The organism is Nonomuraea sp. NPDC003709 (assembly GCF_040610775.1).
Taxonomy (GTDB): Bacteria; Actinomycetota; Actinomycetes; order Streptosporangiales; family Streptosporangiaceae; genus Nonomuraea; species Nonomuraea angiospora_A.
Genome location: NZ_JBEXMW010000001.1, coordinates 48,269 through 74,175, shown reverse-complemented (window position 1 = coordinate 74,175; position 25,907 = coordinate 48,269). Strand labels below are relative to the sequence as shown.

The window sequence follows — 25,907 nt, the reverse complement described above, 5'->3', positions numbered from 1 at the left end:
CATGCTAGGGCACCAACCGCTCAACGGCGCTGGTCACGAGCTTGTGGATCTCCTCCTCGCCGAACACGTCGGGCAGCGTGAGCCGCTCGACGACCAGCCAGTTCATGGCGAGGTAGAGCAGCACCACGCTCGTCGTGTCGCCGGGGAGGCCCGATTCGAGATGGTTGCGCACGTTCGCGTCCACGTCAGCGCGGATCCGCTCGGTCAGCACGGCCCGCAGCTCCGGCCGCCGGGTGGCCTCCAGGCGCAGCTCCAGCAGCGCCAGGTAGCCCGACCTGTACGCCGCCACGCGATCGACCACCTCGTGCATCAGCGCGACCACCCGGTCGCGGTCACGCGGCCCGCTCATGTGGGCGGCGGTCATGGCGGCCTCCGGCTGCAGGAGCTCGTAGATCCGGCCGCCCGCCTGGGTGAACAGCTCGTCGCGACTGGGGAAGTAGTTGGACGCGGTGCCCGGCGGCACCTCCGCCTGCTGGTCCACCGCCCTGAACGTCAGCCCGCGGGCCCCTTCCCTGGCCAGCACCTCGATCGCGGCATCGACCAGCGCCGTCCGCCTGGCGACGTTCTGCCTCACCACGTTGACACCACTCCATCTGTAGTACTACGGTCAAATCACTTCAACCATAGTACTTTATCTGGAGTCGTTTTGCGGAAGCTCGTGTACTACATCGCCACCTCCATCGACGGCTACATCGCGGGGCCGAACGGCGAGTTCGACTTCTACCCGTGGGCCGACGACATGATGGCCGACGTCAACGCCCGTTACCCCGAGACCGTCCCCACCCACCTCCGCGCCATGATCGGCCTCGACGCGCCCAACCAGCGCTTCGACACGGTGCTCATGGGCCGCGCCACGTACCAGATCGACAAGGCCGTGACCAGCCCGTACGCCCACCTGCGGCAGTACGTCGTGTCCAGCACCATGGAGATCGAGGACCCGGCCGTCGAGCTGGTCACCGGCGACCCGCTCGGCCTGGTGCGCCGGCTCAAGCAGGAGGAGGGCCTGGACATCTACCTCTGCGGGGGCGGCAAGCTGGCCGGCGCCCTGCTGCCGGAGATCGACGAGCTGATCATCAAGTGCTACCCGGTGGTGGCCGGGGCGGGCATCCCGGCGTTCGACGGCGAGTTCCGGCCGACCGTGTTCACGCTGACCGGCTCGAAGACCTACAGCAACGGGGCGGTGGTCATGACGTACGCCCGCCAGTGATCAACCGACTGCGCAGGAAGTCCCGCTCCACGTCGTTGCCCGCCCGCGCGGCCGCGGCCTCGTACGCCGCCGCGGCCTCCTCCTCGCGCCCGAGCCGCCGCAGCAGGTCGGCCCGCACCGCGTGGAACATGTAGTAGTCGTCGGGCCCCTTGAGCAGCCCCAACGCCACCTCGGGTCCCTCCACCTCGGCCACCGCCACCGCCCGATGCACCGCCACGACCGGGCCCGGGTCCAGCTGCGCCAGCAGGTCGTACAGCCGCACGATCTGCCCCCAGTCGGTGTCCTTCGCGCTCGCCGCGTCGCTGTGCACGGCGTTGATCGCGGCCTGGATCTGGTACGGGCCGGGCTCGTCACGCCGCAGGCACCGCCGTACGAGCTCCTGGCCCTCCGCGATGAGCTCGCGGTCCCACAGCCCGCGGTCCTGCTCCCCCAGCAGCACCAGCTCGCCCTCCTCGGAGGTACGGGCGGCGCGGCGCGACTCGATCAGCAGCATCAGCGCGAGCAGCCCCGTGGCCTCGGGCTCGTCCGGCATGAGCTCGACCAGCAACCGCCCGAGCCGGACGGCCTCGGCGCACAGGTCCGCGCGGACGGCCGTATACCCTTCGTTGAAGATCAGATAGACCACGGCCAGCACCGCGCGCAGGCGTTCGGGCAGATCGGCCTGCGCCGGGATCCGGTACGGGATCCCGGCGGTCCGGATCTTGCTCTTCGCCCGCACCAGCCGCTGCGCCAGCGTCGCCTCGGGCACCAGGAACGCGCGGGCGATCTCCGCCGTCGTCAGCCCGCCGAGCAGCCGCAGCGTGAGAGCCACCCGCGCGTGGACGGCCAGCGCGGGGTGGCAGCACGTGAAGATCAACCGCAGCCGGTCGTCCTGGACGGGCCCCACGTCCACGGGCTCGTCCTGGGCGTGCAGGAGCGCGGCCTGCGCGTACTTGCCAGGCCGCGCCGACTCCCTGCGCAACCGGTCGACGGCCCGGTTGCGGGCGGTCGTGATGATCCACCCGGCCGGGCTCGGCGGCACTCCGGCGGACGGCCACTGCCGCACCGCCACGCTGAACGCCTCCTGCACCGCCTCCTCGGCGATGCCGATGTCACCGAAGACCCGCACGAGCACGGCGACGGACCTGCCGTACTCCTCGCGGAACACCCGCTCGACCGCGGTCTCCGGCATGGGCGTCAGCGCTGGATCGGGGCCACCACGACCTCGACGCGCTGGAATTCCTTGATGTCCGAGTAGCCGGTGGAGGCCATCGTCCGCTTGAGCGCGCCCATCAGGTTCATCGAGCCGTCGGCCACGCTCGACGGCCCGTGCAGGATCTGCTCCAGCGTGCCGACCGTCCCGAACTCGACCCGCCGGCCGCGCGGCAGGTCGGGGTGGTGCGCCTCCGAACCCCAGTGGAACCCGTGACCCGGCGCCTCGGCGGCCCTGGCCAGCGGCGAGCCCACCATCACGGCGTCGGCCCCGCAGGCGATGGCCTTGGCGATGTCACCGGAGGTGCCCATGCCGCCGTCGGCGATCACGTGCACGTAGCGCCCGCCGGACTCGTCCATGTAGTCGCGCCGCGCCGCCGCCACGTCGGAGATCGCCGTGGCCATCGGCACGGCCACGCCCAGCACGTTGCGCGTCGTGTGCGAGGCGCCGCCGCCGAAGCCCACCAGCACGCCCGCCGCGCCGGTGCGCATCAGGTGCAGGGCCGCCGTGTACGTGGCGCAGCCGCCCACGATGACCGGCACGTCCAGCTCGTAGATGAACTGCTTGAGGTTGAGCGGCTCGGCCCGGCCCGAGACGTGCTCGGCCGACACGGTGGTGCCGCGGATGACGAAGATGTCGACACCCGCGTCGATCACGGCCTTGTGGTACTGGACCGTGCGCTGCGGCGACAGCCGCACGGCGGTGGTCACGCCGGAGGCCCGGATCTCCTCGATCCGCCGGCCGATCAGGTCCTCCTGGATCGGCGCCGCGTAGATCTCCTGGAGCCGCTTGGTGGCCGCCTCCGCGTCGAGCGCGGCGCACTCCTCCAGCAGCGACGACGGGTCCTCGTAACGCGTCCAGAGCCCTTCGAGGTCCAGCGGCGCGAGGCCGCCGAGGCGGCCGATCTCGATCGCGGTCGCCGGGGACACCACGCTGTCCATGGGCGCGACCACTACCGGCAGCTCGAACCGGTAGGCGTCGATCTGCCAGGCGATCGAGACCTCCTCCGGGTCCCGGGTGCGCCGCGAGGGAACAAGGCCGATCTCGTCAAGCGAGTACGCCCGCCGTCCGGCCTTGCCCCGGCCGATCTCCACCTGCTGAGTCATGAACTTACCTTCTGTGATAGTTCGGAGCTTCCACGGTCATCTGGATGTCGTGGGGGTGGCTCTCCTTGAGGCCCGCCGCCGTGATCGGCATGAGCTCGCAGTCGGTGTGCATCTGCAAGATCGTGCGGCAGCCGGCGTACCACATGCCCTGGCGCAGGCCACCGATGAGCTGGTGCGCGACGGCCGCGACCGGGCCGCGGTAGGGCACCTGACCCTCGATGCCCTCGGGGATGTACTTGTCGTCGCCGCCGACGTCGGCCTGGGCGTAGCGGTCCTTGCTGAAGGAGGTGCCGCCGCGCTCACGGTTGCGCACCGCGCCGAGCGAGCCCATGCCCCGGTACGACTTGAACTGCTTGCCGTTGATGAAGATCAGCTCACCGGGCGACTCCTCGCAGCCGGCGAGCAGCGAACCCAGCATGACCGTGTCGGCGCCAGCCGCGATGGCCTTGACGATGTCGCCGGAGTACTGCAGGCCGCCGTCGCCGATGACCGGCACGCCCGCGGGCGCGCACGCCTTGGACGCCTCGTAGATGGCCGTGACCTGCGGCGCGCCGACCCCGGCCACCACCCGCGTGGTGCAGATCGAGCCGGGCCCGACGCCCACCTTGACCGCGTCCGCGCCCGCGTCGACCAGCATCTGCGCCCCGGCCCTGGTCGCGATGTTGCCCGCGACGACCTGCACCTTGCTGTTGGCCTTGATCTTGCCGACCATGTCGGCCAGGCCCTTGGAGTGACCGTGGGCCACGTCGACGACCACCACGTCGACGCCGGCCTCGATCAGCGCCTTGGCCCGCAGCTCGGCGTCGCCACCGACGCCGACGGCGGCCCCCACGACCAGCCGGCCGTCGGCGTCCTTGGTGGACAGCGGATACTGCTCGCTCTTGGTGAAGTCCTTGACCGTGACCAGGCCGCGCAGCCTGCCGTCGGAGTCGACCAGCGGCAGCTTCTCGATCTTGTTCCGCCTGAGCAGGGCGAACGCCTCGTCACGCGACACCCCGACCGGGGCGGTGACCAGCGGCATCTTGGTCATGACCTCGCGCACGGCACGCGACTGGTCGGTCTCGAAGCGCATGTCGCGGTTGGTCACGATGCCGAGCAGCGTGCCGTCCACGTCCGTCACGGGCACACCCGAGATCCGGTACGTCGCGCAGAGCTTCTCCACGTCGGCCAGCGTGTTGTCGGGGCTGCAGGTGACCGGGTTGGTGACCATGCCGGCCTCGGACCGCTTGACCAGGTCGACCTGCTGGGCCTGCTCCTCGACCGACAGGTTGCGGTGCAGGATGCCGATGCCGCCCTGGCGGGCCATGGCGACCGCCATGCGGGCCTCGGTGACGGTGTCCATGGCCGCGGAGACCAGCGGGATGGACAGCGTGATGCCCCGGGACAGCCGGGCCCTGGTATCGGCCTCGCCTGGTTGCAGGTCTGAATAGCCGGGCACCAGCAGCACGTCATCGAAGGTCAAACCTGTCTCGGTGAACTTGGACATGCTGCGGCCCCCTCTTGCCGTTGCTCTGATTGAGCCAAGTCTAGGCCCTGCCTCCAAACTGCGCCGCAGCACCCACACCCGCCACGCCCACCGCCTTCTCCACCCCCAGGACCCCCTTCAACCGATCACCCCCACCGGCCCCCAACTCCCCGCTCCCCACCGCCGCCAGCGCTGCCCAGTCGCCATCCGGCATACCCCGCACGACGGCCGCCGCCACCCGAGCCGCGGCGACAACGGCGATGCCGGGAGCACGATGACCCCCACGGCCCGTCGTACTCCCGGCATCGAAAAGTGCCGAGACACGGGACGGTCGGTGATCCGTCCCGTGTCTCGGCCACCGGCATCCGGGTCGAGGCGACGCTTGGCGCCACCGAACCCCCCTCCGCGTCCTGATGGCCCGCTGTCGCTTCAGCCCTCACAGGATGCCGACGCTAGGTAAAGCCTGCGTTACGGAACGGAACATCGCAATGTGAAAACGTGCAATTGCACGAAGTTGCACACCGCGCTCCGACCAGTCACCGCAACGGGGGGACACGAGCGTAATGCGGGGTTATCCTCACGGCACGCCCGTGTCCCCCCAACGGAGCCGCCCATAATGCGCAACGAGCCCCGTACGATGCCTGATCCTTTCGAGACGCTGGGCCTCGACCCGACGCAGACCGCGCTGTACACCGCGGTGTTGCGCCTGCACCGCGCGACCCGCATCGATCTCGCGCAGGCCATGGACGGTCCCGTCGAGAAGGTCGGCCGCCAGCTCGACGACCTCGTCAAGCTGGGCGTGATCGACGAGCAGTCGGGGGAATACCTGGCCAGGCACCCGGCCGCGGCCCTCGGCAGGGTGATCGCCGATCGGCTCGACCGGCTGGCGGAGGAGAGCCGCAGGATCGACTCGGCGCTCGGCTCGATCCGGTCGCTGATCCGCGACTACGACGCCGGCCGCGACTACCAGAGCGGCACCTTCACGGTGGAGATGGTGAACGGGGCCGACGTGCTGTACGAGAGCGTGGTCGGTATAGCCGTGCAGTCTCCGCCGATGGAATTATTGACCGCGGTTCCCGACGAACGCACAATGATCGATTTCGCGCGCAAATTTGCGGAACTATGGATTGACGCGCAAGAACGAAAACTTCTCACGGTTCACGTGATCATTCCGGTTTCGACTCTGGCTCTGCCGGGCGTACGCGACCAGCTCACCCGGGTGCTGGAGACGGGCGGCAAGGTACGCACGCTGGACCGGGTGCCGAGCTGGTTCATGACCGCGGGGCCCGAGGTCGCGGGCCTGCCCCCGTACTGGGGCGGCAACCTGCCGGACCACGCGTACAACTTCTATCTGATCCGCACGCCGATCGTCGTGGGCATGCTCCGCACGCTGTTCAGGGAGCTGTGGGCCAGGGCCGTGCCCCTGCCGTGGGGCCGCCGGGGCGACGGCATGGTCCAGGTCCTCCGCCTGGCCGCCCAGGGCATGTGTGACGACTCCATAGCCCGCCAACTGGGCGTATCGGTGCGAACAGTCCGGGCGAGGTTCGCGGACGCCATGTCCGAACTGGGCGCTCAGTCGCGTTTCCACGCAGGCGTGGAGGCGGCCAGGCGCGGATGGCTGAGGTAATGTCCACCGCTCGGGCCGCTTCGGTCATATGGTGGGAAGGTGCTGGAAGACGTCCCCCGCGACCCGTTCGCGGACGACCCGAACGACCCTTCCTCGGCGATGGGCGCCCTCGACGACGCCGAGCCACTCACCGCAGCCGAACGCGACGAGGCCATCACGGACCTCGCTGACGTCGAGGTCTTCCGCTCCCTGCTCGAACCGCAGGGGGTCCTGGGCCTCGTACTCGACTGCCCTGAATGCGGCGAGCAGCACTTCTTCGACTGGGAGCTGCTGCGCGGCAACCTACGACAAATGATCGAGAAAGGCCAGCCGCAGGTCCACGAGCCGGCCTTTCACCCGGACCCCGCCGACTACGTCAGCTGGGAGTACGCCAGAGGCTACGTCGACGGCGTCATCGACACGGAGGAACGCCGCTGACCGACATCATCGAGCAGCACGGCCAGCAACCGCACGGCTGGATCGCCTGAGTCAGGGCTCTCTCCACGACCGAGCGCGTCGAGCAGCGCGTCGGTCTCCTCCTCTGACGTCAAGCCGACTCCAGCTCGGCCATCTGCCGCAACCTGGCAAGCGCCCGATGCTGGGCGACACGAACCGCACCCGGTGACATACCGAGTACATTACCGGTCTCCTCAGCCGACAACCCTGATACCACCCGCAACAGCAGCAACTCGCGCTGATTCTCGGGCAATCTGGCCAGGAGTCTGCGCGCGTGCTCGACCTCGATGTAGCGGACCACGGTCTCCTCGGGCCCCGGCCCGTCGTCCGGCCCATCGGGCAGATCCTGAGTCGGTACGGCCGAGCGCACCGAACTCCGTAGCGCGTCGGCCACTTTGTGCGAGGCGATCCCGAACACGAAGGAGGCGAACGGCCGCCCCATGTCGCGGTATCGCGGCAGCGCGGACAGGACCGCGATGCACACCTCCTGGGCTACGTCATCGGCAATGTGATATTGCCCTGAAACCCTGCCCAGCCGGGCGCGGCAATACCGCACCACCATCGGACGCAACTCACCGAGCAGGGATTCGATCGCACTGCGATCTCCCTGTACGGCGAGGCTCGTCAGTTCCCTTAGGTCGGAGTCATCCGTCCGTGCCGGAAGTCTCGACGCGAGCCTTACCCCAATTTTGGCGTCGGCGACGCTTCCCTCGCTCACGATAGGCATGATGCCCGCACGGATCCGGCCTGTCGTCATGGCGAACGGCTACGGATTGGTCACATTGAAGCGACGATAACGGGCAGTAATCAAATGACCACACTAAGGCTTAACTAGTGACATAATGTTTCATCCCATAACCTGGAATGCACGACAATTGTCAGATCCCGGACGCTTATCACCCACTGCCGGTTTACTCCAATAATCCACCTTTTCCGCCCACTTCTCCCCAACCGCCCGCGCCCAAGGGGTCCCGGGGCAAACGGCATGCTCCTCACACCGGCGACGCGCTTCGCGCGATGGAGAGCTCAGGCAGCGCCCTGAGGGTGACCGCCAGGCTGGAGCCGCCGCGCAAGGCAGCCGCGGGGGTGCCACAGCCCACGCAGGCTCTACCGGTCACCTCTGAGGCCGGACAGGGGAGCGCCGGTGGAGGAAGGCCGGGCACGGGAGCAGCGCCCGTACCGCCGCATCCACGACCGCGGCCGCTTCAGGAGGCAGTGGATCAGGGAACCGACCGATGAGACGATCATGGCCGCGAACGCGTAAATGGAGGCATTGATGCGTACATTTCGGACGTTCACCGCGGCAGCCGGAGCACTCATGGCCGTCGCCCTCAGCGCATCACCCGCAGCGGCCGCGCAGGCCCCCACGTACGTCTTCCACAAGCAGACCCTGTGGAGGTCGATCCCCGCCGGCGGATCCCAGGGGGCCACCTGCTACCGGCTGCCGGCGGTCGTGAAGACCAGGAACGACGTGCTGCTCGCCTTCGCCGAGCGGCGCAACAAGAACAACTGCGCCGACCACGGCGCGTTCGACGTCGTCATGCGGCGCTCGACCGACGACGGCGTCACCTGGGAGGCGAGCAGGGTCGTCCTGCCCAGTACGGCCGGAGCGGCCCTGCAGGGGAACGCGACCGTGGTCGCCGACTCCGGCGGGCCGGTGTTCCTGTTCACGACCTCGGAGCCGACCGCGTCCCAGACGACGCCGCGTACGCCGAAGGTCCAGGTCAGCACGGACGACGGCGTCACCTGGTCGAGCCCGAAGGACCTGTCGGGGGTCGTCAAGGCGCCCGCGGGCGCCGGGGACTGGTTCGCCACGGGGCCGGGGCACGGCATCCAGCTGACCCAACCGGCCCACAACGGCCGCCTGGTGGTGCCCGTCTACTTCAGTGTGGGCGACACGCAGAGCGTACGGCTGATCTACAGCGACGACCACGGCGCGACGTGGCAGACCGGCGCGACCGCGACCTACGACAAATCGGTCCTGAAGCTGGGCGAGCAGACCCTGGTCGAGCGGACCGACGGCGGCATCCTCGTGATCGCCCGCAACGGCGCCGTACCCGACGACCAGACCTCCGTCCACGGCCTGGCACGGGGCGTGAGCACGGACGGAGGCGAGTCGTTCGACGGCGATTTCCGGGCCGACGGCGCCATCACCGCTCCGCCCACCCACCCGGCCCTGCTGCGCCAGCGGGACAAGGCCCCCTACACCCGGATCCTGCTCTCGGCGCCCGCCACGCCGAAGACCGACAACAACCCGGTGGGCATGAACGTGCGCTCGTCCTTCGACGAGGGCGCGACCTGGCGGAACTATGACAACTCCACCAACAACGCGGGGGTGAGGATCGACGGCGACCACGCCGGATATTCCGACCTGGCGCTCCTCGGCAACGGCGCGATCGGCGTCCTGTACGAGGCGGGCGTGAACCGCTTCCGGGACGAGATCCGCTGGAACTGGTTCTGGGAGAGCGCGATCGGCCTGCGCTGAACCGTCCCCGGAACGCCGAACGGCCCGCAACCCTTTCGGGTGTGCGGGCCGTGGCGAGAGAAGAGCCGGGTCAGTGGCCGTGGCCGTGACCGTGGCCCGCGCCGGCGGCGGGGGCCTCCTCCTCGGGCTTGTCCACCACGAGCGCCTCGGTCGTGAGGAGCATGCCCGCGATCGACGCGGCGTTCTGGACGGCCGAACGCGTGACCTTGACCGGGTCGATGACGCCCTGCGCGATCAGGTCGCCGTATTCACCGGTCGCGGCGTTGAGGCCGTGGCCGGCCTCCAGCTCGGCGACCTTGTGCGTCACCACGTAGCCCTCGAGACCGGCGTTCTCGGCGATCCAGCGGGCCGGCTCGACCAGGGCGCGGCGCACGACGCCGACACCCGTGGCCTCGTCGCCCGTCAGGCCGAGGTCGTCGAGAGTTTTGGAGACGTGGATCAGCGCGGAGCCACCGCCGGAGACGATGCCCTCCTCGATCGCGGCGCGCGTCGCGGAGATCGCGTCCTCGAGGCGGTGCTTCTTCTCCTTCAGCTCCACCTCGGTGGCGGCGCCGACGCGCAGCACGCACACACCGCCGGCGAGCTTGGCCAGGCGCTCCTGCAGCTTCTCGCGGTCCCAGTCGGAGTCGGACTGCTCGATGGCGAGCTTGATCTCCTTGACGCGGTCCTCGATGGCCTGCGGGTCACCGGCGCCGTCGACGATGGTGGTGTTGTCCTTCGTGACGACGACGCGGCGGGCCGTGCCGAGCACCTCGAGACCGACGTGCTCCAGCTTGAGACCGACCTCCTCGCTGACGACCTGGCCACCGGTGAGGGTGGCGATGTCCTGCAGCATGGCCTTGCGGCGGTCGCCGAAGCCCGGGGCCTTGACGGCCACGGAGGTGAAGGTGCCGCGGATCTTGTTGGTGACCAGGACGGCCAGGGCCTCGCCCTCGACGTCCTCGGCGATCACGAGCAGCGGCTTCTTCGTCTGGGCGATCTGCTCCAGCAGCGGCAGGAAGTCCGCGATGGAGGCGATCTTACCCTGGTTGATCAGGATGTAGGCGTCCTCGAGGACGGACTCCATCCGCTCAGGGTCGGTCACCATGTACTGCGACACGTAGCCCTTGTCGAACTGCATGCCCTCGGTGAACTCGAGCTCCATGCCCATGGCGTTGGACTCTTCGACGGTGAGGACACCGTCCTTGCCCACCTTGTCGAACGCCTCGGCGATCAGGTCGCCGATCTGCGCGTCCTGGGCGGAGATCGTCGCGACGTTGGCGATCTCCTTCTTGTCGGCGACCTCGCGGGCGCTGTCGAGCAGCTTGTCGCTGATCGCCTTGGCGGCCTTGTCGATGCCGCGCTTGAGCGACAGCGGCGAGGCGCCGGCGGCCACGTTGCGCAGGCCCTCGCGGACCATGGCCTGGGCCAGCACGGTGGCGGTGGTGGTGCCGTCACCCGCGATGTCGTTGGTCTTGGTGGCAACTTCCTTGGCGAGCTGGGCGCCGAGGTTTTCGTAGCGCTCTTCCAGCTCAATCTCACGAGCGATGGTCACACCGTCGTTCGTGATCGTCGGCGCACCGAACTTCTTGTCGATGACGACGTTGCGGCCGCGCGGGCCGAGGGTTACCTTCACGGCGTCGGCGAGGGCGTTCACACCGCGCTCGAGCGCGCGGCGGGCATCCTCGTCGAACTCCAGGATCTTCGCCATTGTTTGAAAGTCCTCTCCTAGCGTCGAAAGCCCCGGCCGCCCTCAAGAGCGCCCGGGGCTCGACACATCCGGCTTACTTCTCGATGATCGCGAGAACGTCGCGGGCGGAGAGCACGAGGTACTCCTCGCCGCCGTACTTGACCTCGGTGCCGCCGTACTTGCTGTAGAGGACGATGTCGCCCTCAGAGACGTCGAGCGGAATCCGCTTGTCGCCGTCCTCATCCCAGTTGCCGGGGCCCACCGCGAGGACCTTGCCCTCTTGCGGCTTCTCCTTGGCGGTGTCCGGGATGACCAGGCCGGAAGCGGTGGTCTGCTCGGCCTCAAGCGGCTGAACCACAATGCGGTCGCCGAGCGGCTTAACGGGAACCTTGGTGGCGGTCGTCACGATCGGACCTCCCCTTCAGATTTGAATGATCTAGAAGAGGCGACCAGCTGGGCCTGCCGTCGCGGGTGTCAGACCTGCCTCGTCGCACGTTGGCACTCTCAAGGGGAGAGTGCCAACAGGAAACATATGCAAGAGGGGCTTGACAGTCAACACGAACGCGTCTGCTGAGAGCGATCAGACCGAATCCGCCCCCTCTGGATACGGTACGCCCATGGTCCGACCGGGTCGGACGTGGCACTAACGTCGGGTGATGTGGACCTTGACGCCTTCGACGAGCTGCTGACACCGCGCGGGCAGCGCGCGCTCGCGGAGGCCGTGGAGCTGGTGGGCACGGATCCGGTGGCCGCCGCCACGAGGCTGCGCAAGACGTACGACGCCGCGCTGACCTCCGCGGCGCTCACCCAGGCGGGGCTGCGGGAGCGTGCCAGGGCCAAGTTCGGCGAGGACGCCGGGCGGATGTACTTCACGCCGCACGGCCTGGAGCAGTCCACGCGGACGGAGGTCGCCGAGCACCGCGCCCGCCGCCTGCCCGCCGAGACACAAGCGGACGCGCCCCCGCACGGACCGGACGCGCCCCCGCACGGGCTCGGCGTCGCGGACGCGCCCCTGCACGGACCGGACGCGCCCCCGCACGGGCTCAGGCGTGGGCTGAGGGTCGTGGACGCCTGCTGCGGCGTCGGCGGCGACTTCCTCGCGCTGGCCCGCGCCGGCTGCACCGTGGCCGCCGTGGACACCGACCCGCTGACCGTCGCCGTGGCCAGGGCCAACGCCGACGCGCTCGGGCTGGCCGACAGGGTGACGGTGTCGGTGGGGGACGCGGCCGAGGTCCGGCCCGAGGAGTACGACGTGCTCTTCGCCGACCCGGCCAGGCGGACGGGCCGGGGCAGGACGTTCGACCCCATGGCCTACTCCCCGCCCTGGCCGGTGGTGCTCGACCTGGTCTCCAGAGCCTCCCGGGCGTGCGTCAAGGTCGCCCCGGGCATCCCGTACGAGTTCATCCCCGGAGGCGCCGAGGCCGAGTGGGTCTCGTACAAGGGCGAGGTCAAGGAGGCCGCTCTCTGGACCGGCCAGGAGGGAGCAGCGGGGCGCCGCGCCACCCTGCTGCCCGGCGGCCACACGCTGACCGCCACGGGCGCCGAGGCCGCCGTCGGCCCGGTCGGCAGGTACGTCTACGAGCCGGACGGCGCGGCCATCCGGGCACACCTCGTGGGCGAGGTGTCGGAAATCGTGAACGGACGCCTGCTCGACCCGATGATCGCCTACATCACCGGTGACGACCCGATCGACACCCCATGGGCGGCCAGATATGAAGTAGAGGACGTTCTCCCCTTTTCAGGGAAAAAGCTGCGCGCCGCCCTCCGTGAGCGACAAGTCGGAAATGTCACCATCAAGAAGCGCGCCTCCGCCGTCGACATCGAGCGCCTCCGCTCAGATCTCCGCCTAAATGGCGAAAAATCGGCAACTATCATCCTTACCCGAATCATCGATAAGCCATCGGTCATCATCTGCGACACCTCTCCACCTGCCTGAACCGGTCATTCTGCCGTTAACCTCGATCTTTCTCTTCGCCCCTGACGGACCTTGATCGAGAGGCTAAGGTGGGCGGACGGGAGTTCTCCCCTGATGCGGTTTTCCGCGTTCCCGCTCGTTCATCTGAAAATCGACCTATATCCCACCGCTGCGCGGCAGACCGTCGGCGAGCCAAAGGAGCTTTCGGTGGACCATTCCAACCACACCACCCTTCTCCAGGCAGGAGGCCAGTCCGGCATCTCCGAGAGGATGCGGGACCTGCTGGCGCGCGCCTCGCAGGATCATGTGTACGAGCAGCGCACGCAGGGGGCCGTGCTGGACGAGATCCGCCAGCGGCTCGAAGGCATGGAGTGGCTGCTGCGCGAGGTCCGCGAGCGCGAGCTCGGCGGCCTCAGCGGCACGCTGCAGGCGGTCAGCGGGCGGCTCGACGACATCACCGCCAAGCCGCCGATGTGGGCGGAGGGGCTGGCTCAGCACGTCGAGGCGGTACGCGACCACGTGGACGCCGTCGGGGAGCGGATCGGAGACGTGGACGCCCGCGTCGCCCCGGTGGCCGACCTGCCCGGCCTGCGGGCCGACCTGGGCACCATGGGCGAGGGCGTGGACGAGGCGCTCACCCGCCTGCAGACGGTGCTCGACAGCACGGACGGCCTCACGAAGGGGATGTCCGATTTCGCCGCCACGCTGGCCACGCTCAACAGCAGCATGGAGGCCGCCGCGAGCCGCTTCACCAGGCTCGACAAGTCGATGGCCGACCTGACCACCCGCACCGACCGGGTCGAGGTCGCGGTCGGCGACCTGTCGGAGCACCTCACCGCCCGGCTGAGCGCCCAGGACAAGCAGCTCGCCGTCCGGATGGACGAGACGGACCAGCGGCTGACCACGCGGCTCGTCGAGGCCGACCAGCGCCTCACGACCCGCCTCGACGACACCGACCAACGGCTCTCCGACCGCCTCGACGAGACCGACCAGCGACTGACGACCCGGCTCGACGAGACCGACCAGCGGCTGACGGTCCGCCTCGGCGAGAGCGACCAACGACTGTCCGACCGCCTCGACCAGACCGAAGAGCGGCTCTCCGACCGGCTCGACGAGACCGACCAGCGGCTGTCCGACCGGATCGACCAGACCGGCCTGCGGCTGAGCGCCCGGATGGACGAGACCGACCAGCGCCTGGCCACCAGCCTCGTCGAGGCGGACGAGCGGCTGGCCAGCCGCCTCAAGGAGTCCGACGAGCAGCTCGGCAGCCGCCTGTCCGACGTCGAGCTGCGCCTCGCCACCAGGCTCGACGAGGCCGACCAGCACCTCGCCATCCAGCTCGGCGAGAGCGAGCAGCGCCTGAGCGCCCGGCTCAGCGGCGTGGACGCCCGGCTCGACCGGGTCGAGGGCAGGCTCACGGGGCTCGACTCGCGGCTCACCGGGTTCGACAGCCGCCTGGAGTCGGCCGACGAGTGCCTGGCCGACATCGACACCAGGCTCGACGGCCTCGACGGCAGGATGGCCGGCGTCGACAAGCGGCTCCTGTCCGTGGACAACCAGCTCGGCGGCGTGGACAAGCGGCTGGGCACCGTGGACGGCCACCTCGGGCGCCACGACGACAGGTTCGACGCGCTCGACGTACGCATCGACGCCCGCTTCGGCGCCCTCGACGAGCGCATGGCCACCTCCGACCAGCGCCTCGGCGAGCTGTCCACGCGCAACGAGGGCCGCTTCAACAAGCTCGACACCCAGATCGACTCCGTCGACGAGCGCCTGGTCGAGGCCGAGGAGCATCTGAGCAGCCGGTTCGACGGCATCGACACCCGCTTCAACGGGCTCGACACCCACCTCAACGGCCTGGCCACCCGCGCCGAGCAGGCCAGCGCGCACCTGGAGTCCGTCGACGACCGCATCGAGACCGTCAGCGAGCGCGTGGGCCGCCTCCCGGAGGCCCTGGCGGGCCAGAGCGAGCTGCTCCAGGCGCACGCCGGTGACCAGGCCGAGCGCCTGACCGCCGCAGCGAGCGCGCTCACCGAGCTCGTCACGGCGCGTCCCGACCGCGACCAGCTCACGGAGACGGTCACCGGCATCGTCCAGCCCGCGACCGACGACCTCACCAAGCGCCTGGGCGCCCTGGAGGAGACCATGCTGGCCCTGGCCGAGGCCCTCCTGCGCCCCACCAGGGCCAAGGACTAGGACTGACCTCGGGAGGGTCGTGCCGTCATCGACGGCACGGCCCTCACACGTGAACGGTCGTGATCGGCAGCGAGGAGTCGGCGGGGATCTCCAGCGTCGACGGCGTGATCCCGGCCGCGACCAGGTTGGAGCCCAGGGCGGCGACCATCGCGCCGTTGTCGGTGCACAGCCCGGGGCGGGGCACGCGCAGCCGTACGCCGGCCGCGTCGCAGCGCTCCTGGGCCAGCGCGCGCAGCCGCGAGTTGGCCGCCACGCCGCCCCCGATCAGCAGGTCGTGCACGTCGTACTTCCGGCACGCCTGCAGCGCCTTGCGGGTCAGCACGTCGACCACGGCCTCCTGGAACGAGGCGGCCACGTCGGGCACGTGGATCGACTGCCCGGACGCCTCGCGGGCCTCGACCCAGCGCGCCACGGCCGTCTTGAGCCCGGAGAAGGAGAAGTCGAGCGTCCCGTCGTCGATCTTGCCGCGCGGGAACGTGATCGCCGCGCCCGAGCCGTCGCGCGCGGCCCGGTCGATGTGCGGCCCGCCGGGGAACGGCAGCCCCAGCACGCGCGCGACCTTGTCGAACGCCTCGCCGGCCGCGTCGTCGACCGTCGAGCCGAGCGAGATCACGTCTGAAGCCACGTCGGGCACGAGCAGCAGCGAGGAGTGGCCGCCCGACACGAGCAGGGCGATGCACGGCTTGGGCAGCGGCCCGTGTTCGAGCTGGTCGACGGCCACGTGGGCGGCCAGGTGGTTGACGCCGTAGAGGGGCACGCCGAGGCCCAGCGCGTACGACTTGGCGGCGGCCACGCCCACCAGCAGCGCCCCCGCCAGCCCCGGGCCCGCGGTGACGGCGATGGCGTCGATGTCGGAGAACTTCAGGCCCGCCTCGGCCAGCGCGGCCTCCACCGTCGGCGTCATGGCCTCCAGGTGGGCGCGCGAGGCCACCTCGGGCACCACGCCGCCGTAGCGGGCGTGCTCCTCCATGCTGGAGGCGATCGTGTTGGCCAGCAGGGTGTGGCCCCTGACGATGCCGATGCCGGTCTCGTCGCAGGAGGTCTCGATGCCCAGGACCAGTGGTTCGTCAGTCATCAAGATTCCTTCTCATCATGATCGCGTCGGTGCCGTCGTCGTAGTAGCGGCGGCGGGTGCCGATCTCCTCGAACCCGTAATGCCGGTAGACGGCCTGCGCGCGCGGGTTGTCGGCGCGTACTTCCAGGAAGATCTCCCGCGCTCCCCTGCGGCCCGCCTCGGCCAGCAGCTCGGTCAGCAGGGCGCCGCCGATGCCGGTGCCCTGGTGCTTCTCCAGCACCGCGATGGTCTGCACGTCGGCCTGGTCGGCCGCGGCGGCGAGCCCGGCGTAGCCGATGATCTCGCCGTCCACGAGGGCCACCACGTAGTGGCGCGAGCGCGGCATGTCGGCCAGCTCGCCGCGCATCATGCCCTCGCTCCACGCGTCGAGCGGGAACGTGGCCCGTTCGATCGACATGACCGCCGGCAGATCGATCGCGGTCATCGGCCGGAGGTTCACGCCGTCACCCGCTTGGGCGCCCCGGGCACGACGGCGTCGGGTCTGCGCAGGTAGATCGGGCGGGGCGGGTCGAGCGGCGTGCCCTGGGCGAGCCGCTCGGCCGCGAGCGCGGCCAGGGCGCCGGCGTAGGGGTAGGGGGGCGCGTCGCTCTCGCCGAGGATCTCGGCGTAGAGCCCGGCGCCGGCGCCCACGACTGGCAGCCCGTCCACGGGCACGTCGGCGGGGCGGTCGACGAAGGGCCCGTCGAGCCGGGTGCGCATGTCGGCGTAGCGCGCCCAGAACACCTCTTTGCGCCGCGCGTCGGTGGCCACCAGGAACGGCTCGGCGAGCCCGCTGCCGTAGGCGACGGCGTCGAGCGTGCAGATGCCGTACGCGGGGATGCCCAGCGTGGTGGCGAGCCCCTGCGCGGTCATCAGCCCGACGCGCAGCCCGGTGTAGGGGCCGGGGCCGCTGCCCGCCACGATGGCGGTCACGTCGCGCGGCGCCGCGCCCGCGTCGTCCAGCACGTGTTCGATGGTGGGGATGAGCAGCTCGCCGTGACGCCGGGCGTCGATCGTCGTGTGCTCGGAGAACACCCGTCCACCGTCGTGGAGCGCGGCGGTGACGGCGGGTGTCGCGGTATCAAAGGCCAGGACCAGCACGGCTGTCTAGCCTACCCGCCGTACGGCCCGCCGCCTCCAAAAGTCAAGACCAGCCCGTACGACGCTTGAGCCAGTCGAGCGCGACCACCCCCTGCGCCCGCTGGAACGCCCTGACCGTGGGCAGTCCCGGCGGGTCCGGAAGACGGGAGTGACGGATGAAATAGCCGGTGAGCCCGGCGACCACCGCGGTCACCGCGGGGTCGGGATCGGTGAACAGCTCGTGCGGCATCGGCCCGCCCTGCATGCCGATCGACGGCAGCATGGCCACGAGATCGACCCAGGGCGCGCCCACGCAGGCCCACGGCCAGTCCACGACGTAGACGCGCTCGCCGCTGAGCAGGATGTTGTCGGCCCGCAGGTCCCGGTGGACCAGGGTGTCGCCGGCCGCCGCCGCGGCCCAGCCGGACTCGAGCTCGGCCAGCTCGCCGAGGTGGCGCAGCGCCCACGGGTCGAGCCCGCCGGTGTCCTCCTCCAGCAGGTCGCGCCAGCCGTGGAAGGACGAGCCGATGGACTCGGCGATGGGCGGCGCGGCGATCGGGGCGGGGGTGAGCTCGGCCGACATCCGCCTGACGGCGTCGAGCACCCGGTCGAGCTGGTCCCGCCGCCAGGGCAGCTCGGGAGGCGCGCCCTCGACGTCCTCGAAGACCAGCGCGACCCAGCCCTCCAGCTCGAAGCCGGTCAGCAGCCTGGGCGCGGGCACGGAGTCCGGCAGCGCGGCGGCGATCTCCAGCTCGGCGCGGTAGATGCGGACGCTGTCGGCGTTCGGCTCGGGGCCGACGGCCTTGACGAAGGCGCGCCTGCCGTTCTCCGCGCGCAGGCGGACCGCTGCCGCCGGCGAGAAGCCGCCGGGCTGGGTGACCGCCTCGGCCACGCGCGCCCCGAGGAAGTCCTCGACCGCCGCGCGCACCTGCGGGTGCACGCACCTCCAGGGCAGGCGCACACCGGACGCGGGCGGGCTGGTGTTCACACTCACGCGTCCATGATCCCGGACGAGGGGAAAGGGAGCGCAAACCGTTTTTCAGGCGCGGGAGGCGTACACGATGATGTTGTCCAGGTATTCACCCTTGGCGTAGTCGAACTTGCCGCCGCAGGTGACCAGCTTGAGGCCGTCCTCCAGGTACACGCGCCTGGTGGGGAAGCTGTCCTTGTGCACCTGCTCGATGTGGTCGACCTTGAAGCTCACGACCTTGCCGTCACTGCGCTCGACCTTGACGGTCTCGCCCTTGCGTAACTGCCTGAGCTTGTAGAACACGGCGGGGGCCGTCTTGGTGTCGACGTGGCCGATGATCACCGAGGCTCCCTTCTCGCCGGGCACGGCACTGCCGGAGTACCAGCCGGCCACCTTCGGCTTCTCGTACGGGGGCAGCTCGACCTCGCCGTCCTTCGATAAACCGAGCTTCATCAGAGGTGCGTCGACGTCGATCGAGGGGATGTCGATGCTCTCGGGCACGATCGACGCGGTGGGCGTGGTGCCGGTCTGCATGCTCTTGCCGAACGCGACCAGCAGCAGGCCCGTGGCGGCGCCGGCGAGCACCACCCGTCCAGGTCGGGCCATCGCTACGCCTTGCGGCGTTTGACCGCGAAGCCGATGCCCGCGACCAGGGCGAGGCCGACCAGCACGCCCGCGGGGCCGATCGGGATCGAGGAGTCGTCGCTCGCGTCCATCCCGTACGTGCCGCCGCCGCCCGCCTTGGGCGCCTTGCTCGGCACGGTGGACGGCACGGCCTCGGCCGCGGCGACCCTGAGGGTGGCCCGGCCCAGATCGTTGGTGCCGTCGCACTTGACGTCGACCCGGTAGGAGCCGCGCCGGACCGTTCCCGAGACCTGCGCCTCGCCGCGCACCCAGGGCGAGCCGTTGGCGGACGTGGCGGTCGCGGTGGGGGTCGCCGAAGCCCCGGCGACCGGGTTGAGCACGACGCCGTTGACGAACGCGCGCGAGGTCCCGGTGCCGGTGTGCGCCGGGCCGCCGGTCGGCACGGGGCAGTTGGCCAGGATCCACACCTTGGAGGTCTCGCCCGCGGTGACGCGGTCGGGGTTGAGCTGGACCGAGATGGTCTGCCTGGTGGTCGTGGGCCGCGGGCTGCCCGTGGCGGTCGGGGCGGCGGTGCCGCTGGCTGTGGGGCTGGGCGTGGCTGTGCCTGTTGGATTTGTCTCGGCGGAGGCCGTGCAGCCGGTCAGACCGACCATCACGATGGCTCCCGCATACGCGACTCGCCTGACCCTGAGCACCGGCCGCACCCCACTCCGCCGTCGTACCACCCAGCATCCATCAGAAATATGGATGTCGCCCCTCCTGATACCCAGAAAATCTGGGCCAATCCCTGACCAACGATCATGATTTATGTCATTGGCCTGGTACGTCAAGGGTGCCAGTATTGCCGAAAATTGACGGCGGTTTTAGTCTTCCAGCGGCTCAGACGGCGTGTCGGCCCATCGCGGACCCACGCCGCGCAGGGTGACAATGCGGGCCTCCTCGCCCGCCTCGCGGTCGATGTGGATCTCCAGCCGGTCTTCGGCCAGCCCCTCGACCAGCCCTTCGCCCCACTCCACGACGGTGACGGACTCTTCCAGCGAGGCGTCCAGGTCGAGGTCGTCGACCTCCAGGTCGCCGCCGAGCCGGTAGGCGTCCGCGTGCACGAGCGGCGGCCCCTGGCGCAGCGAAGGATGCACCCGGGCGATCACGAACGTGGGCGAGGTGATCGGGCCGCGTACCTTGAGCCCTTCGGCGATGCCCTGCACGAGCGTGGTCTTGCCCGCGCCGAGCGCGCCCGACAGGACGAGCAGGTCGCCGGCGCGCAGCTGCCCGGCCAGGCGCGCGCCGTACGCGCGCATGTCCTCGGCGGTCGCCAGCCTCACTGCATCTCCACCCTCTTGATCAGGTCGCGCAGCGCGTCGTTGACGGCGCCCGGCCGCTCCAGCTGGATGAGGTGGGACGTGTCGGGCACCTCGGTGAGCTGCGCCTTGGGCAGCGCCGCGGCGATGGCCTTGCTGTGGTCGGGCGGGGTGAGCCAGTCGCGCTCGCCCACCATGATCGCGGTGGGCACCTGGTCGAGAACGTCGAGCGCGGAGAGCTTGTCGTGGTTCATCAGCGCCGGGTAGAAGTCGGCGAACACCTCGGTCGGCGTGGCCCTGATCATCGACTCGGCGAAGTCGACCACGGTCGGGCTGACGTTCTTGGAGTCGCCGAAGCCCATGTAGCGGGTCATCAGGAACGCGATGTCGCTGCCCGCGTGGCGGGTGCGGTCGACAAAGGCGCCGCCCTTGCCCAGGATCGAGATCGTGGACGGGGCGATCTTGTGCACCGCCTTGGACACCATCGCCGGCATGCCCAGCGTGAGCTCGGCCAGCTTGCCCGCCGAGGTCGCGATGAGCGCGACGCCGCGGATCTTGTCCGCGAACAGCTCGGGGTGGCTGTCGGCCAGCGCCATGATCGTCATGCCGCCCATGGAGTGGCCCACCAGCACGCACGGGCCCGGCACGAACTTCTCGATCACCTCGGCCAGGTCGGCGCCCAGCCGGTCGATGGTGCTGCCGTCGGCGCCCGCGCGCTGCGAGCGCCCGTGCGAGCGCTGGTCCCACAGCACCATGCGGTAGTTTTCGCGCAGGTCCTTGCGCTGGTAGTGCCAGGACTCCAGGTTGAGGCAGTAGCCGTGGCAGAAGACGACGGTCAGCTCGGCGTCCTCAGGTCCGTCGATCTCAAGGTGCAGCGCCTTGCCGTCGGAGGTGACGAGCGTGCGCTCCCTGCCCCGCAGCTCGCCGAACGGCTCGCTGGCCTCGGTGTCGGGGCGCAGCCTGATCCTGCCGACCGCGTACCGCTTGGCCAGCGCCGCCGCCGCGACGCCGGCGGAAGCCGCACCGACGAGCGCGCCGGCGATGCCTACCCTGCGCCGTGTTGTCGTCGTCATCTCCCCGATCCTTCTCCGCTCATGCCCGCCGCGAAGTACCCGTCGTCACTCCGAGCGCCTGTGCTCGTAGACCCGCGGCACGCGCGACCCGATCCTGGTCACGATCTCATGCGTGATCGTGCCGAGATTATCCGCCCACTCCTGAGCGGTCGGCTCGCCCCCGTCACCGGGCCCGAACAGCACGACCTCGTCGCCCGCCGACAGGGGGTCGTCGCCCATGTCGATCATGAACTGGTCCATGCACACCCGGCCCGCGATCAGTCTGCGCCGCCCGCCGGCCAGCACCTCGACCCGCCCTGTGGCGTGCCTGAGGATCCCGTCGGCGTATCCGAGCGGCACGAGGCCGAGGGTGGTCTCGCGGTCGGTGACGTACAGGTGAGCGTATGACACGCCCGAGCCCTCCGGAACCCGCTTGACCAGCCCGGCCTGCGCCACGAGCGTCATCGCCGGCCTGAGCCCGAAGTCGCCCAGCTCGGGGATGGGGCTCAGACCGTACATCGCGATGCCGGGCCTGACCAGGTCGTAGCGGGCCTCAGGAAGCGTCACGGTGGCCGCGGAGTTGGCGAGGTGCCGGATCACGTGGGAACCCGCCGCGCCGGCCCGCTCGGCCAGCTTCAGCGCCGTTCCGAACGCCTCCTGCTGCTGCTCGATCGACGGGTGGCCGGGGATGTCGGCGCAGGCGAAGTGGGACCAGAGGCCGACGATCTCGACGACGCCCTCGGCCTGGAGCTTCAGCGCCCCGTCGAGGAGCCCCTGCCAGGCGGCCAGCGGAGAGCCGCCCCTGCTCATGCCGGTGTCGGCCTCCAGGTGAAGCCTGGCCGTGCGCCCCGTGCGGCGGGCCGCGGCCTCGATCTCGCCGAGCAGCCCCGCGTCGGAGGCCGACAGCTCGATGTCCTTGTCGAGGGCCTCGTCCAGCGGCTCGCCGGGGGTGATGAGCCACGACAGGATCGGCGCGGTCACCCCGCCCGCGCGCAGCTCGAGCGCCTCCCGGACGAACGCGGTGCCCAGCCGGCTCGCGCCTCCCTCGATGACGGCCTCGGACGCCGGCACCAGCCCGTGCCCGTATGCGTCGGCCTTGACGGCGCCCATCAGCTCCGCGCCGCCGGCCCGCTCCTTGAGCAGGGCCACGTTGTGCCTGATCGCGGCCAGATCGACCCGCGCCTGGGCCGGTGTGGCCATCGAGGAGTACATCCTTCTAGTGTGGCAGCTCACGCGGGTGGTCGAGCGCGATTTCCGCCCCCGCCCCGACGACCCGCCACCCCTACGACGAGCGGCCCCCGCCGGTCACCGCGCGGATGGCCGCCGGCACCGCAGCGGCCACGTCGGCCGCGGTCAGCGGCGCGCCCTCGGCGGCCCGCCACCCGGCGAGCCCGTGCAGGAACGCCCCGCAGGACGCCGCGTCGTAGCAGCTCAGCCCCTGGGCGAGCAGCGCCCCGGCCACCCCCGCCAGCACGTCGCCGGTCCCCCCGGTGGCCAGCCAGGACGTGCCCGTGACGTTCGCCCGGACCGGCCGCGACTCCTCGGCCACCACCGTGGTGGAGCCCTTGAGCAGCACGGTCACGCCCAGCTCGGCCGCGGCCCGGCGGACGTGCTCCAGCCGGGCGGCCTCGATGGCGTCCCGGTCGGCGCGGATGAGCCGCGCCAGCTCTCCGGCGTGCGGCGTGATCAGGACGGGCGCCGACCGCCGCAGCAGCCCGCGGTCCCGGGCCACCAGCGTCAGTGCGTCGGCGTCGATCAGCACGGGCACGTCGGACGCCAGCACCTGGGCGGCCACCTCGTGGGCCCACTCCCCGGTGCCCAGCCCCGGCCCGAGCACCCACGCCTGCACCCGGCCCACGTCTTCGAGGGAGGGCCGGTCCAGCTCGGTGACCACGGCCTCCGGCCAGTGCGCGCGCACCTGGGCGACCGGCGCGCCGGGGCCCGCGTACCGCACCATGCCGGCCCCCGCCCGCAACGCGCCGCCCACGGCCAGCACGGCCGCGCCGGTGAACAGGTCGCTCCCCGCGGCGACGCCCAGCACGCCCCTGCGGTACTTGTCGGACTCGTTGCCGGGCCGCGGCAGCAGGACGTCCACGTCGCCGCCGGTCAGCGCCGCGACGTCGGGATCGGGCAGATGGGCCCCGAGCCCGATGTCCACCAGCTCGACCGTGCCCGCGTGCTCGGCGCCGGGATCGACGAGCAGGCCCGTCTTGTACGCCCCCATGGTCACGGTCACCCGGGCCCGCACCGCGAGGCCCTCCACCCGGCCGCTGCTCGCGTCCACACCGCTCGGCACGTCCACCGCGACGATCGGCCCGCGGGCCGCGTTCGCCTCCTCGACGAGTGTCCGGTACGGCTCCCGCAGCGCCCCTGAGGCCCCGATCCCGACAAGCCCGTCGATGGTCAGGTCCGCGCGCTCCAGGGCGTCCCGCTCGACGACCCGCCCGCCGGCCTGCCTGAGCGCGGCGAGCCCGGCCTCGTGCGTCTTGGACCCGGCAAGGACCGCGCCCACCCACGCCCCGCGCCTGGCCAGCCGCTCGCCCGCGTAGAGCGCGTCACCGCCGTTGTCGCCGCTGCCGACGAGGAGCACGACGCGTTTGCCGTAGACCCTGCCCAGGAGGTCGGCGCAGACGGCGGCGAGCCCGGTGGCGGCCCGTTGCATGAGCGTGCCCTCGGGCAGCCGCGCCATCAGCTCGTGCTCGGCGCCCCGGATCTGGTCGGCGGTGTAGGCAGTCTTCACGATCCGAAGCTATCCCTCCGCGATCACGTAGGCCACGGCCACGCCCGCGTCGTGGCTGAGCGAGACGTGCCAGCGCTTGACCCCGAGGTCGTAGGCGACCTCCGCGGCCTTGCCGGTGATCCGCAGCTCGGGCTTGCCGTGCTCGTCGCGGCGCACCTCGGCCTCCAGGTGGGCCATCCCCCTGGGCGCGCCGAGCGCCTTGGCCACGGCCTCCTTGGCGGCGAACCTGGCGGCCAGCGACCGCACCGGCAGCTCTATCTCGGCCTCGGTGAACAGCCGCTCCTTGAGCTGCGGTGTGCGCTCCAGCGCCGCCTCGAAGCGGTCGATGTCCACGACGTCAACGCCGATGCCAAGGATCATGACCCCAGCGTACTCAGAACAGCCCGCGCTCCCACGGACCCCAGATCGCGAATGACCTGCCCTGTTTCGCCTGGACGTTGACGTAGAGGGTGTGACCGCCGGGTCCGAACGTCGAGCCCGCGAACTCCGCCCCCGGGTCGTCGGGGATCGGCTCCAGGCGGCAGAAGTCGAAGATCTGCCCCGCCTTCGTGAGCCCGCGCAGGTAGTTGTCGCCGTCGCCGTCCTCGCACAGCACGAGCGTGCCGCGCCTGCTGGCCGTCACGTTGTCGGGCAGGTCGAGCACCGCCGAGCGCGGCGACTCGTAGGCGAGCCTGAGCCGCCCGCTCCACGTCTCGTACGCCCACACCTGTCCCCGCCCCTTGCCGAACCCGGAGGGCGGCGTGTCGCCGGCCGCCGTGGCCCCGCCCTGGGTGGAGACGAAGTACACGACCCCCTGGTGGAAGACGGCCCCCTCCAGCCGGGAGAAGATCGCCGCGCCCTGCTCCCGCCCTTGGCTGCCCACGGCCTGGACGGCCTGGTCGTAGGCGGGCCTGCCGGTGAAGGTCGGGTCGGGGTCCTCGATGTCCACCCAGACGGTCTCGTACGTGGCCGCGGGCTGCTGCCCCACGGACAGGTCCTTGCGCTTGGCGCCCTTGACGGCCAGCATCTGCAGCCGCCCGCCGTCGAGCAGCCGCCCCGCCTGGACGGGGTGCTTCGGCGGCAGGTAGCGGTAGAAGCCGGAAGGGTAGGAGAAGTTGTCCTCGGTCATGTAGAGCGCGCCCGTGGAGGGGTCGAACGCCACCGACTCGTGCGGGAACCGGCCGGCCGACTTGATCGGCCTTGCGGTGGCGGCGCGGTTGACCGGCACCTCGAAGATGTAGCCGTGCTTGCGGGTGAGCTTGGCGTTGTCGCCACCGGAGAAGTCGTCGGCCACGTCGGGCCCGTTGACCGTCTCCTCGCAGCTCACCCAGGCCCGCCACGCCATGGGGCCGCCCGAGCAGTTCATCATGGTGCCGTTGAGCGAGGGGGCGGCCTGGATCACCTCTCCGTAGCGCGTGACGCGCAGCGTGGAGGTGCCGCCCCCGGCCATCGGGTCGTACGCCCTGGCCTTGTCGCCGAACGCGCCGACGGGGCCGTTGACCTCGTGGTTGCGGATCAGGATCGCGCTGTCCTTGGGGCCGGAGAACGCCGCCATGCCGTCGTGCCTGCCCGGCACGGCCGACCCGTCGCTGAACTTCTCGCCGGCGGCGCTGAACGAGCGATATTTGAACCCTTCGGGCAGGTGCAGCCGCACCTTCCCGTCACGCAGGTCCGGCACGGGCTTCAGCCGCCCGTAACCCCCCTGCACCGGCTTGACGCCCCCTTGCACTCCCGCGCACGCGACTCCGGCGAAGGGGCCGGCGACGGCGATCACGTTCGTGATGAAGCGACGACGGTCCATCAGACCTCCCAGCCCTGCACAGTAGCCGCCGACACATGTTCATACGCGTGA

25 protein-coding genes are annotated in these 25,907 nt (G+C 70.7%); 6 read left to right on the top strand and 19 right to left on the bottom strand.

Annotation, left to right across the window (positions count from 1 at the left end; all coding sequences use genetic code 11):
• Nucleotides 1-4 precede the first annotated feature (4 nt).
• Nucleotides 5-574, bottom strand: a complete 570-nt coding sequence (locus tag ABZX61_RS00455; RefSeq protein WP_355191437.1) for a TetR family transcriptional regulator — start codon at nt 572-574, stop codon at nt 5-7.
• 72 nt (nt 575-646) lie between these two features.
• On the opposite strand from ABZX61_RS00455, the gene ABZX61_RS00450 reads away from it, so the two are divergent.
• Nucleotides 647-1,207, top strand: coding sequence for a dihydrofolate reductase family protein (locus tag ABZX61_RS00450; protein WP_355190298.1), 561 nt, complete (start codon nt 647-649; stop codon nt 1,205-1,207).
• Here the strand turns inward: ABZX61_RS00450 and ABZX61_RS00445 are convergent.
• The 3 genes from ABZX61_RS00445 to guaB are packed head-to-tail and all read right to left on the bottom strand — an operon-like array spanning nt 1,185 to nt 4,991.
• Complete coding sequence (locus ABZX61_RS00445; protein WP_355190296.1) at nt 1,185-2,378, bottom strand: sigma-70 family RNA polymerase sigma factor; 1,194 nt, start codon at nt 2,376-2,378, stop codon at nt 1,185-1,187. The two genes, ABZX61_RS00450 and ABZX61_RS00445, sit on opposite strands and share 23 nt — an antisense overlap.
• 5 nt (nt 2,379-2,383) lie before the next feature.
• The gene (locus tag ABZX61_RS00440) at nt 2,384-3,505 is read right to left on the bottom strand and encodes a GuaB3 family IMP dehydrogenase-related protein (RefSeq protein WP_355190294.1); all 1,122 of its coding nucleotides are present in this window, start codon (nt 3,503-3,505) and stop codon (nt 2,384-2,386) included.
• Between the two features lie 4 nt (nt 3,506-3,509).
• On the bottom strand, nt 3,510-4,991 hold the full coding sequence (gene guaB, locus ABZX61_RS00435; protein WP_355190292.1) for an IMP dehydrogenase: 1,482 nt from the start codon (nt 4,989-4,991) through the stop codon (nt 3,510-3,512).
• Nucleotides 4,992-5,607: 616 nt separating this feature from the next.
• Between guaB and ABZX61_RS00430 the strand changes: the two genes are divergently transcribed.
• Together ABZX61_RS00430 and ABZX61_RS00425 are read left to right on the top strand one after the other, a co-directional pair.
• Entirely contained in the window at nt 5,608-6,597 is a 990-nt protein-coding gene (locus ABZX61_RS00430) for a helix-turn-helix transcriptional regulator (protein WP_355190290.1), read from the top strand.
• Nucleotides 6,598-6,636: 39 nt separating this feature from the next.
• Nucleotides 6,637-7,014, top strand: coding sequence for a DUF5319 domain-containing protein (locus ABZX61_RS00425; protein WP_090930411.1), 378 nt, complete (start codon nt 6,637-6,639; stop codon nt 7,012-7,014).
• Nucleotides 7,015-7,123: 109 nt separating this feature from the next.
• Here ABZX61_RS00425 and ABZX61_RS00420 read toward each other — a convergent pair whose 3' ends face one another.
• The gene (locus ABZX61_RS00420) at nt 7,124-7,759 is read right to left on the bottom strand and encodes a sigma-70 family RNA polymerase sigma factor (protein ID WP_132334441.1); all 636 of its coding nucleotides are present in this window, start codon (nt 7,757-7,759) and stop codon (nt 7,124-7,126) included.
• Between the two features lie 549 nt (nt 7,760-8,308).
• Between ABZX61_RS00420 and ABZX61_RS00415 the strand changes: the two genes are divergently transcribed.
• The gene (locus ABZX61_RS00415; protein ID WP_355190288.1) at nt 8,309-9,517 is read left to right on the top strand and encodes a sialidase family protein; all 1,209 of its coding nucleotides are present in this window, start codon (nt 8,309-8,311) and stop codon (nt 9,515-9,517) included.
• A gap of 70 nt (nt 9,518-9,587) precedes the next feature.
• On the opposite strand, the gene groL is transcribed toward ABZX61_RS00415, so the two are convergent.
• Both groL and groES read right to left on the bottom strand, forming a co-directional pair.
• A complete protein-coding gene (gene groL, locus ABZX61_RS00410) occupies nt 9,588-11,207 on the bottom strand; it encodes a chaperonin GroEL (protein ID WP_355190286.1) in 1,620 nt (539 codons plus the stop codon).
• A gap of 73 nt (nt 11,208-11,280) precedes the next feature.
• On the bottom strand, nt 11,281-11,595 hold the full coding sequence (groES, locus tag ABZX61_RS00405) for a co-chaperone GroES (RefSeq protein ID WP_197093639.1): 315 nt from the start codon (nt 11,593-11,595) through the stop codon (nt 11,281-11,283).
• Between the two features lie 249 nt (nt 11,596-11,844).
• Between groES and ABZX61_RS00400 the strand changes: the two genes are divergently transcribed.
• Both ABZX61_RS00400 and ABZX61_RS00395 read left to right on the top strand, forming a co-directional pair.
• The gene (locus ABZX61_RS00400; protein ID WP_355190284.1) at nt 11,845-13,122 is read left to right on the top strand and encodes a methyltransferase domain-containing protein; all 1,278 of its coding nucleotides are present in this window, start codon (nt 11,845-11,847) and stop codon (nt 13,120-13,122) included.
• A 186-nt stretch (nt 13,123-13,308) separates the two neighbouring features.
• Nucleotides 13,309-15,297, top strand: coding sequence for a hypothetical protein (locus tag ABZX61_RS00395; protein WP_355190282.1), 1,989 nt, complete (start codon nt 13,309-13,311; stop codon nt 15,295-15,297).
• A 43-nt stretch (nt 15,298-15,340) separates the two neighbouring features.
• Here the strand turns inward: ABZX61_RS00395 and tsaD are convergent, their stop codons facing one another.
• From tsaD to ABZX61_RS00335, 12 genes are all read right to left on the bottom strand, one after another.
• Nucleotides 15,341-16,372, bottom strand: coding sequence for a tRNA (adenosine(37)-N6)-threonylcarbamoyltransferase complex transferase subunit TsaD (gene tsaD / locus ABZX61_RS00390; protein ID WP_350731043.1), 1,032 nt, complete (start codon nt 16,370-16,372; stop codon nt 15,341-15,343).
• The gene (gene rimI, locus ABZX61_RS00385; RefSeq protein ID WP_355190280.1) at nt 16,365-16,796 is read right to left on the bottom strand and encodes a ribosomal protein S18-alanine N-acetyltransferase; all 432 of its coding nucleotides are present in this window, start codon (nt 16,794-16,796) and stop codon (nt 16,365-16,367) included. The genes tsaD and rimI overlap by 8 nt, the downstream gene beginning before the upstream one ends.
• 11 nt (nt 16,797-16,807) lie before the next feature.
• A complete protein-coding gene (tsaB, locus tag ABZX61_RS00380; protein ID WP_355190278.1) occupies nt 16,808-17,452 on the bottom strand; it encodes a tRNA (adenosine(37)-N6)-threonylcarbamoyltransferase complex dimerization subunit type 1 TsaB in 645 nt (214 codons plus the stop codon).
• Between the two features lie 43 nt (nt 17,453-17,495).
• A complete protein-coding gene (locus ABZX61_RS00375) occupies nt 17,496-18,425 on the bottom strand; it encodes an aminoglycoside phosphotransferase family protein (protein ID WP_355190276.1) in 930 nt (309 codons plus the stop codon).
• A gap of 45 nt (nt 18,426-18,470) precedes the next feature.
• Complete coding sequence (locus ABZX61_RS00370) at nt 18,471-19,007, bottom strand: class F sortase (RefSeq protein WP_350731036.1); 537 nt, start codon at nt 19,005-19,007, stop codon at nt 18,471-18,473.
• Nucleotides 19,008-19,009: 2 nt separating this feature from the next.
• On the bottom strand, nt 19,010-19,642 hold the full coding sequence (locus ABZX61_RS00365) for a hypothetical protein (RefSeq protein ID WP_355190274.1): 633 nt from the start codon (nt 19,640-19,642) through the stop codon (nt 19,010-19,012).
• 207 nt (nt 19,643-19,849) lie between these two features.
• The gene (gene tsaE / locus ABZX61_RS00360; RefSeq protein ID WP_355190272.1) at nt 19,850-20,308 is read right to left on the bottom strand and encodes a tRNA (adenosine(37)-N6)-threonylcarbamoyltransferase complex ATPase subunit type 1 TsaE; all 459 of its coding nucleotides are present in this window, start codon (nt 20,306-20,308) and stop codon (nt 19,850-19,852) included.
• Nucleotides 20,305-21,357, bottom strand: a complete 1,053-nt coding sequence (locus ABZX61_RS00355; RefSeq protein ID WP_355190270.1) for an alpha/beta hydrolase — start codon at nt 21,355-21,357, stop codon at nt 20,305-20,307. Before ABZX61_RS00355 ends, tsaE begins: the two co-directional genes overlap by 4 nt.
• Nucleotides 21,358-21,402: 45 nt before the next feature.
• Nucleotides 21,403-22,536 (bottom strand): alanine racemase, encoded by a 1,134-nt coding sequence (gene alr / locus ABZX61_RS00350; RefSeq protein WP_350731453.1) that lies wholly within the window; start codon nt 22,534-22,536, stop codon nt 21,403-21,405.
• Between the two features lie 82 nt (nt 22,537-22,618).
• Nucleotides 22,619-24,076: an NAD(P)H-hydrate dehydratase gene (locus tag ABZX61_RS00345; RefSeq protein ID WP_355190268.1), complete on the bottom strand. Its 1,458-nt coding sequence runs from the start codon at nt 24,074-24,076 to the stop codon at nt 22,619-22,621.
• A 9-nt stretch (nt 24,077-24,085) separates the two neighbouring features.
• Complete coding sequence (locus tag ABZX61_RS00340) at nt 24,086-24,436, bottom strand: holo-ACP synthase (RefSeq protein ID WP_350731030.1); 351 nt, start codon at nt 24,434-24,436, stop codon at nt 24,086-24,088.
• A gap of 13 nt (nt 24,437-24,449) precedes the next feature.
• Nucleotides 24,450-25,856 (bottom strand): alkaline phosphatase PhoX, encoded by a 1,407-nt coding sequence (locus ABZX61_RS00335; RefSeq protein ID WP_350731028.1) that lies wholly within the window; start codon nt 25,854-25,856, stop codon nt 24,450-24,452.
• Nucleotides 25,857-25,907: the final 51 nt, after the last annotated feature.

Coding starts and splice junctions, on each gene's coding strand:
- tsaD (WP_350731043.1), bottom strand. CDS start 16,372: ATGACTGACGAACCACTGGTCCTGGGCATCGAGACCTCCTGCGACGAG.
- ABZX61_RS00420 (WP_132334441.1), bottom strand. CDS start 7,759: ATGCCTATCGTGAGCGAGGGAAGCGTCGCCGACGCCAAAATTGGGGTA.
- ABZX61_RS00445 (WP_355190296.1), bottom strand. CDS start 2,378: ATGCCGGAGACCGCGGTCGAGCGGGTGTTCCGCGAGGAGTACGGCAGG.
- ABZX61_RS00430 (WP_355190290.1), top strand. CDS start 5,608: ATGCCTGATCCTTTCGAGACGCTGGGCCTCGACCCGACGCAGACCGCG.
- guaB (WP_355190292.1), bottom strand. CDS start 4,991: ATGTCCAAGTTCACCGAGACAGGTTTGACCTTCGATGACGTGCTGCTG.
- alr (WP_350731453.1), bottom strand. CDS start 22,536: ATGGCCACACCGGCCCAGGCGCGGGTCGATCTGGCCGCGATCAGGCAC.
- ABZX61_RS00335 (WP_350731028.1), bottom strand. CDS start 25,856: ATGGACCGTCGTCGCTTCATCACGAACGTGATCGCCGTCGCCGGCCCC.
- ABZX61_RS00440 (WP_355190294.1), bottom strand. CDS start 3,505: ATGACTCAGCAGGTGGAGATCGGCCGGGGCAAGGCCGGACGGCGGGCG.
- rimI (WP_355190280.1), bottom strand. CDS start 16,796: ATGACCGCGATCGATCTGCCGGCGGTCATGTCGATCGAACGGGCCACG.
- ABZX61_RS00370 (WP_350731036.1), bottom strand. CDS start 19,007: ATGGCCCGACCTGGACGGGTGGTGCTCGCCGGCGCCGCCACGGGCCTG.
- ABZX61_RS00355 (WP_355190270.1), bottom strand. CDS start 21,357: ATGACGACGACAACACGGCGCAGGGTAGGCATCGCCGGCGCGCTCGTC.
- ABZX61_RS00415 (WP_355190288.1), top strand. CDS start 8,309: ATGCGTACATTTCGGACGTTCACCGCGGCAGCCGGAGCACTCATGGCC.
- ABZX61_RS00340 (WP_350731030.1), bottom strand. CDS start 24,436: ATGATCCTTGGCATCGGCGTTGACGTCGTGGACATCGACCGCTTCGAG.
- groL (WP_355190286.1), bottom strand. CDS start 11,207: ATGGCGAAGATCCTGGAGTTCGACGAGGATGCCCGCCGCGCGCTCGAG.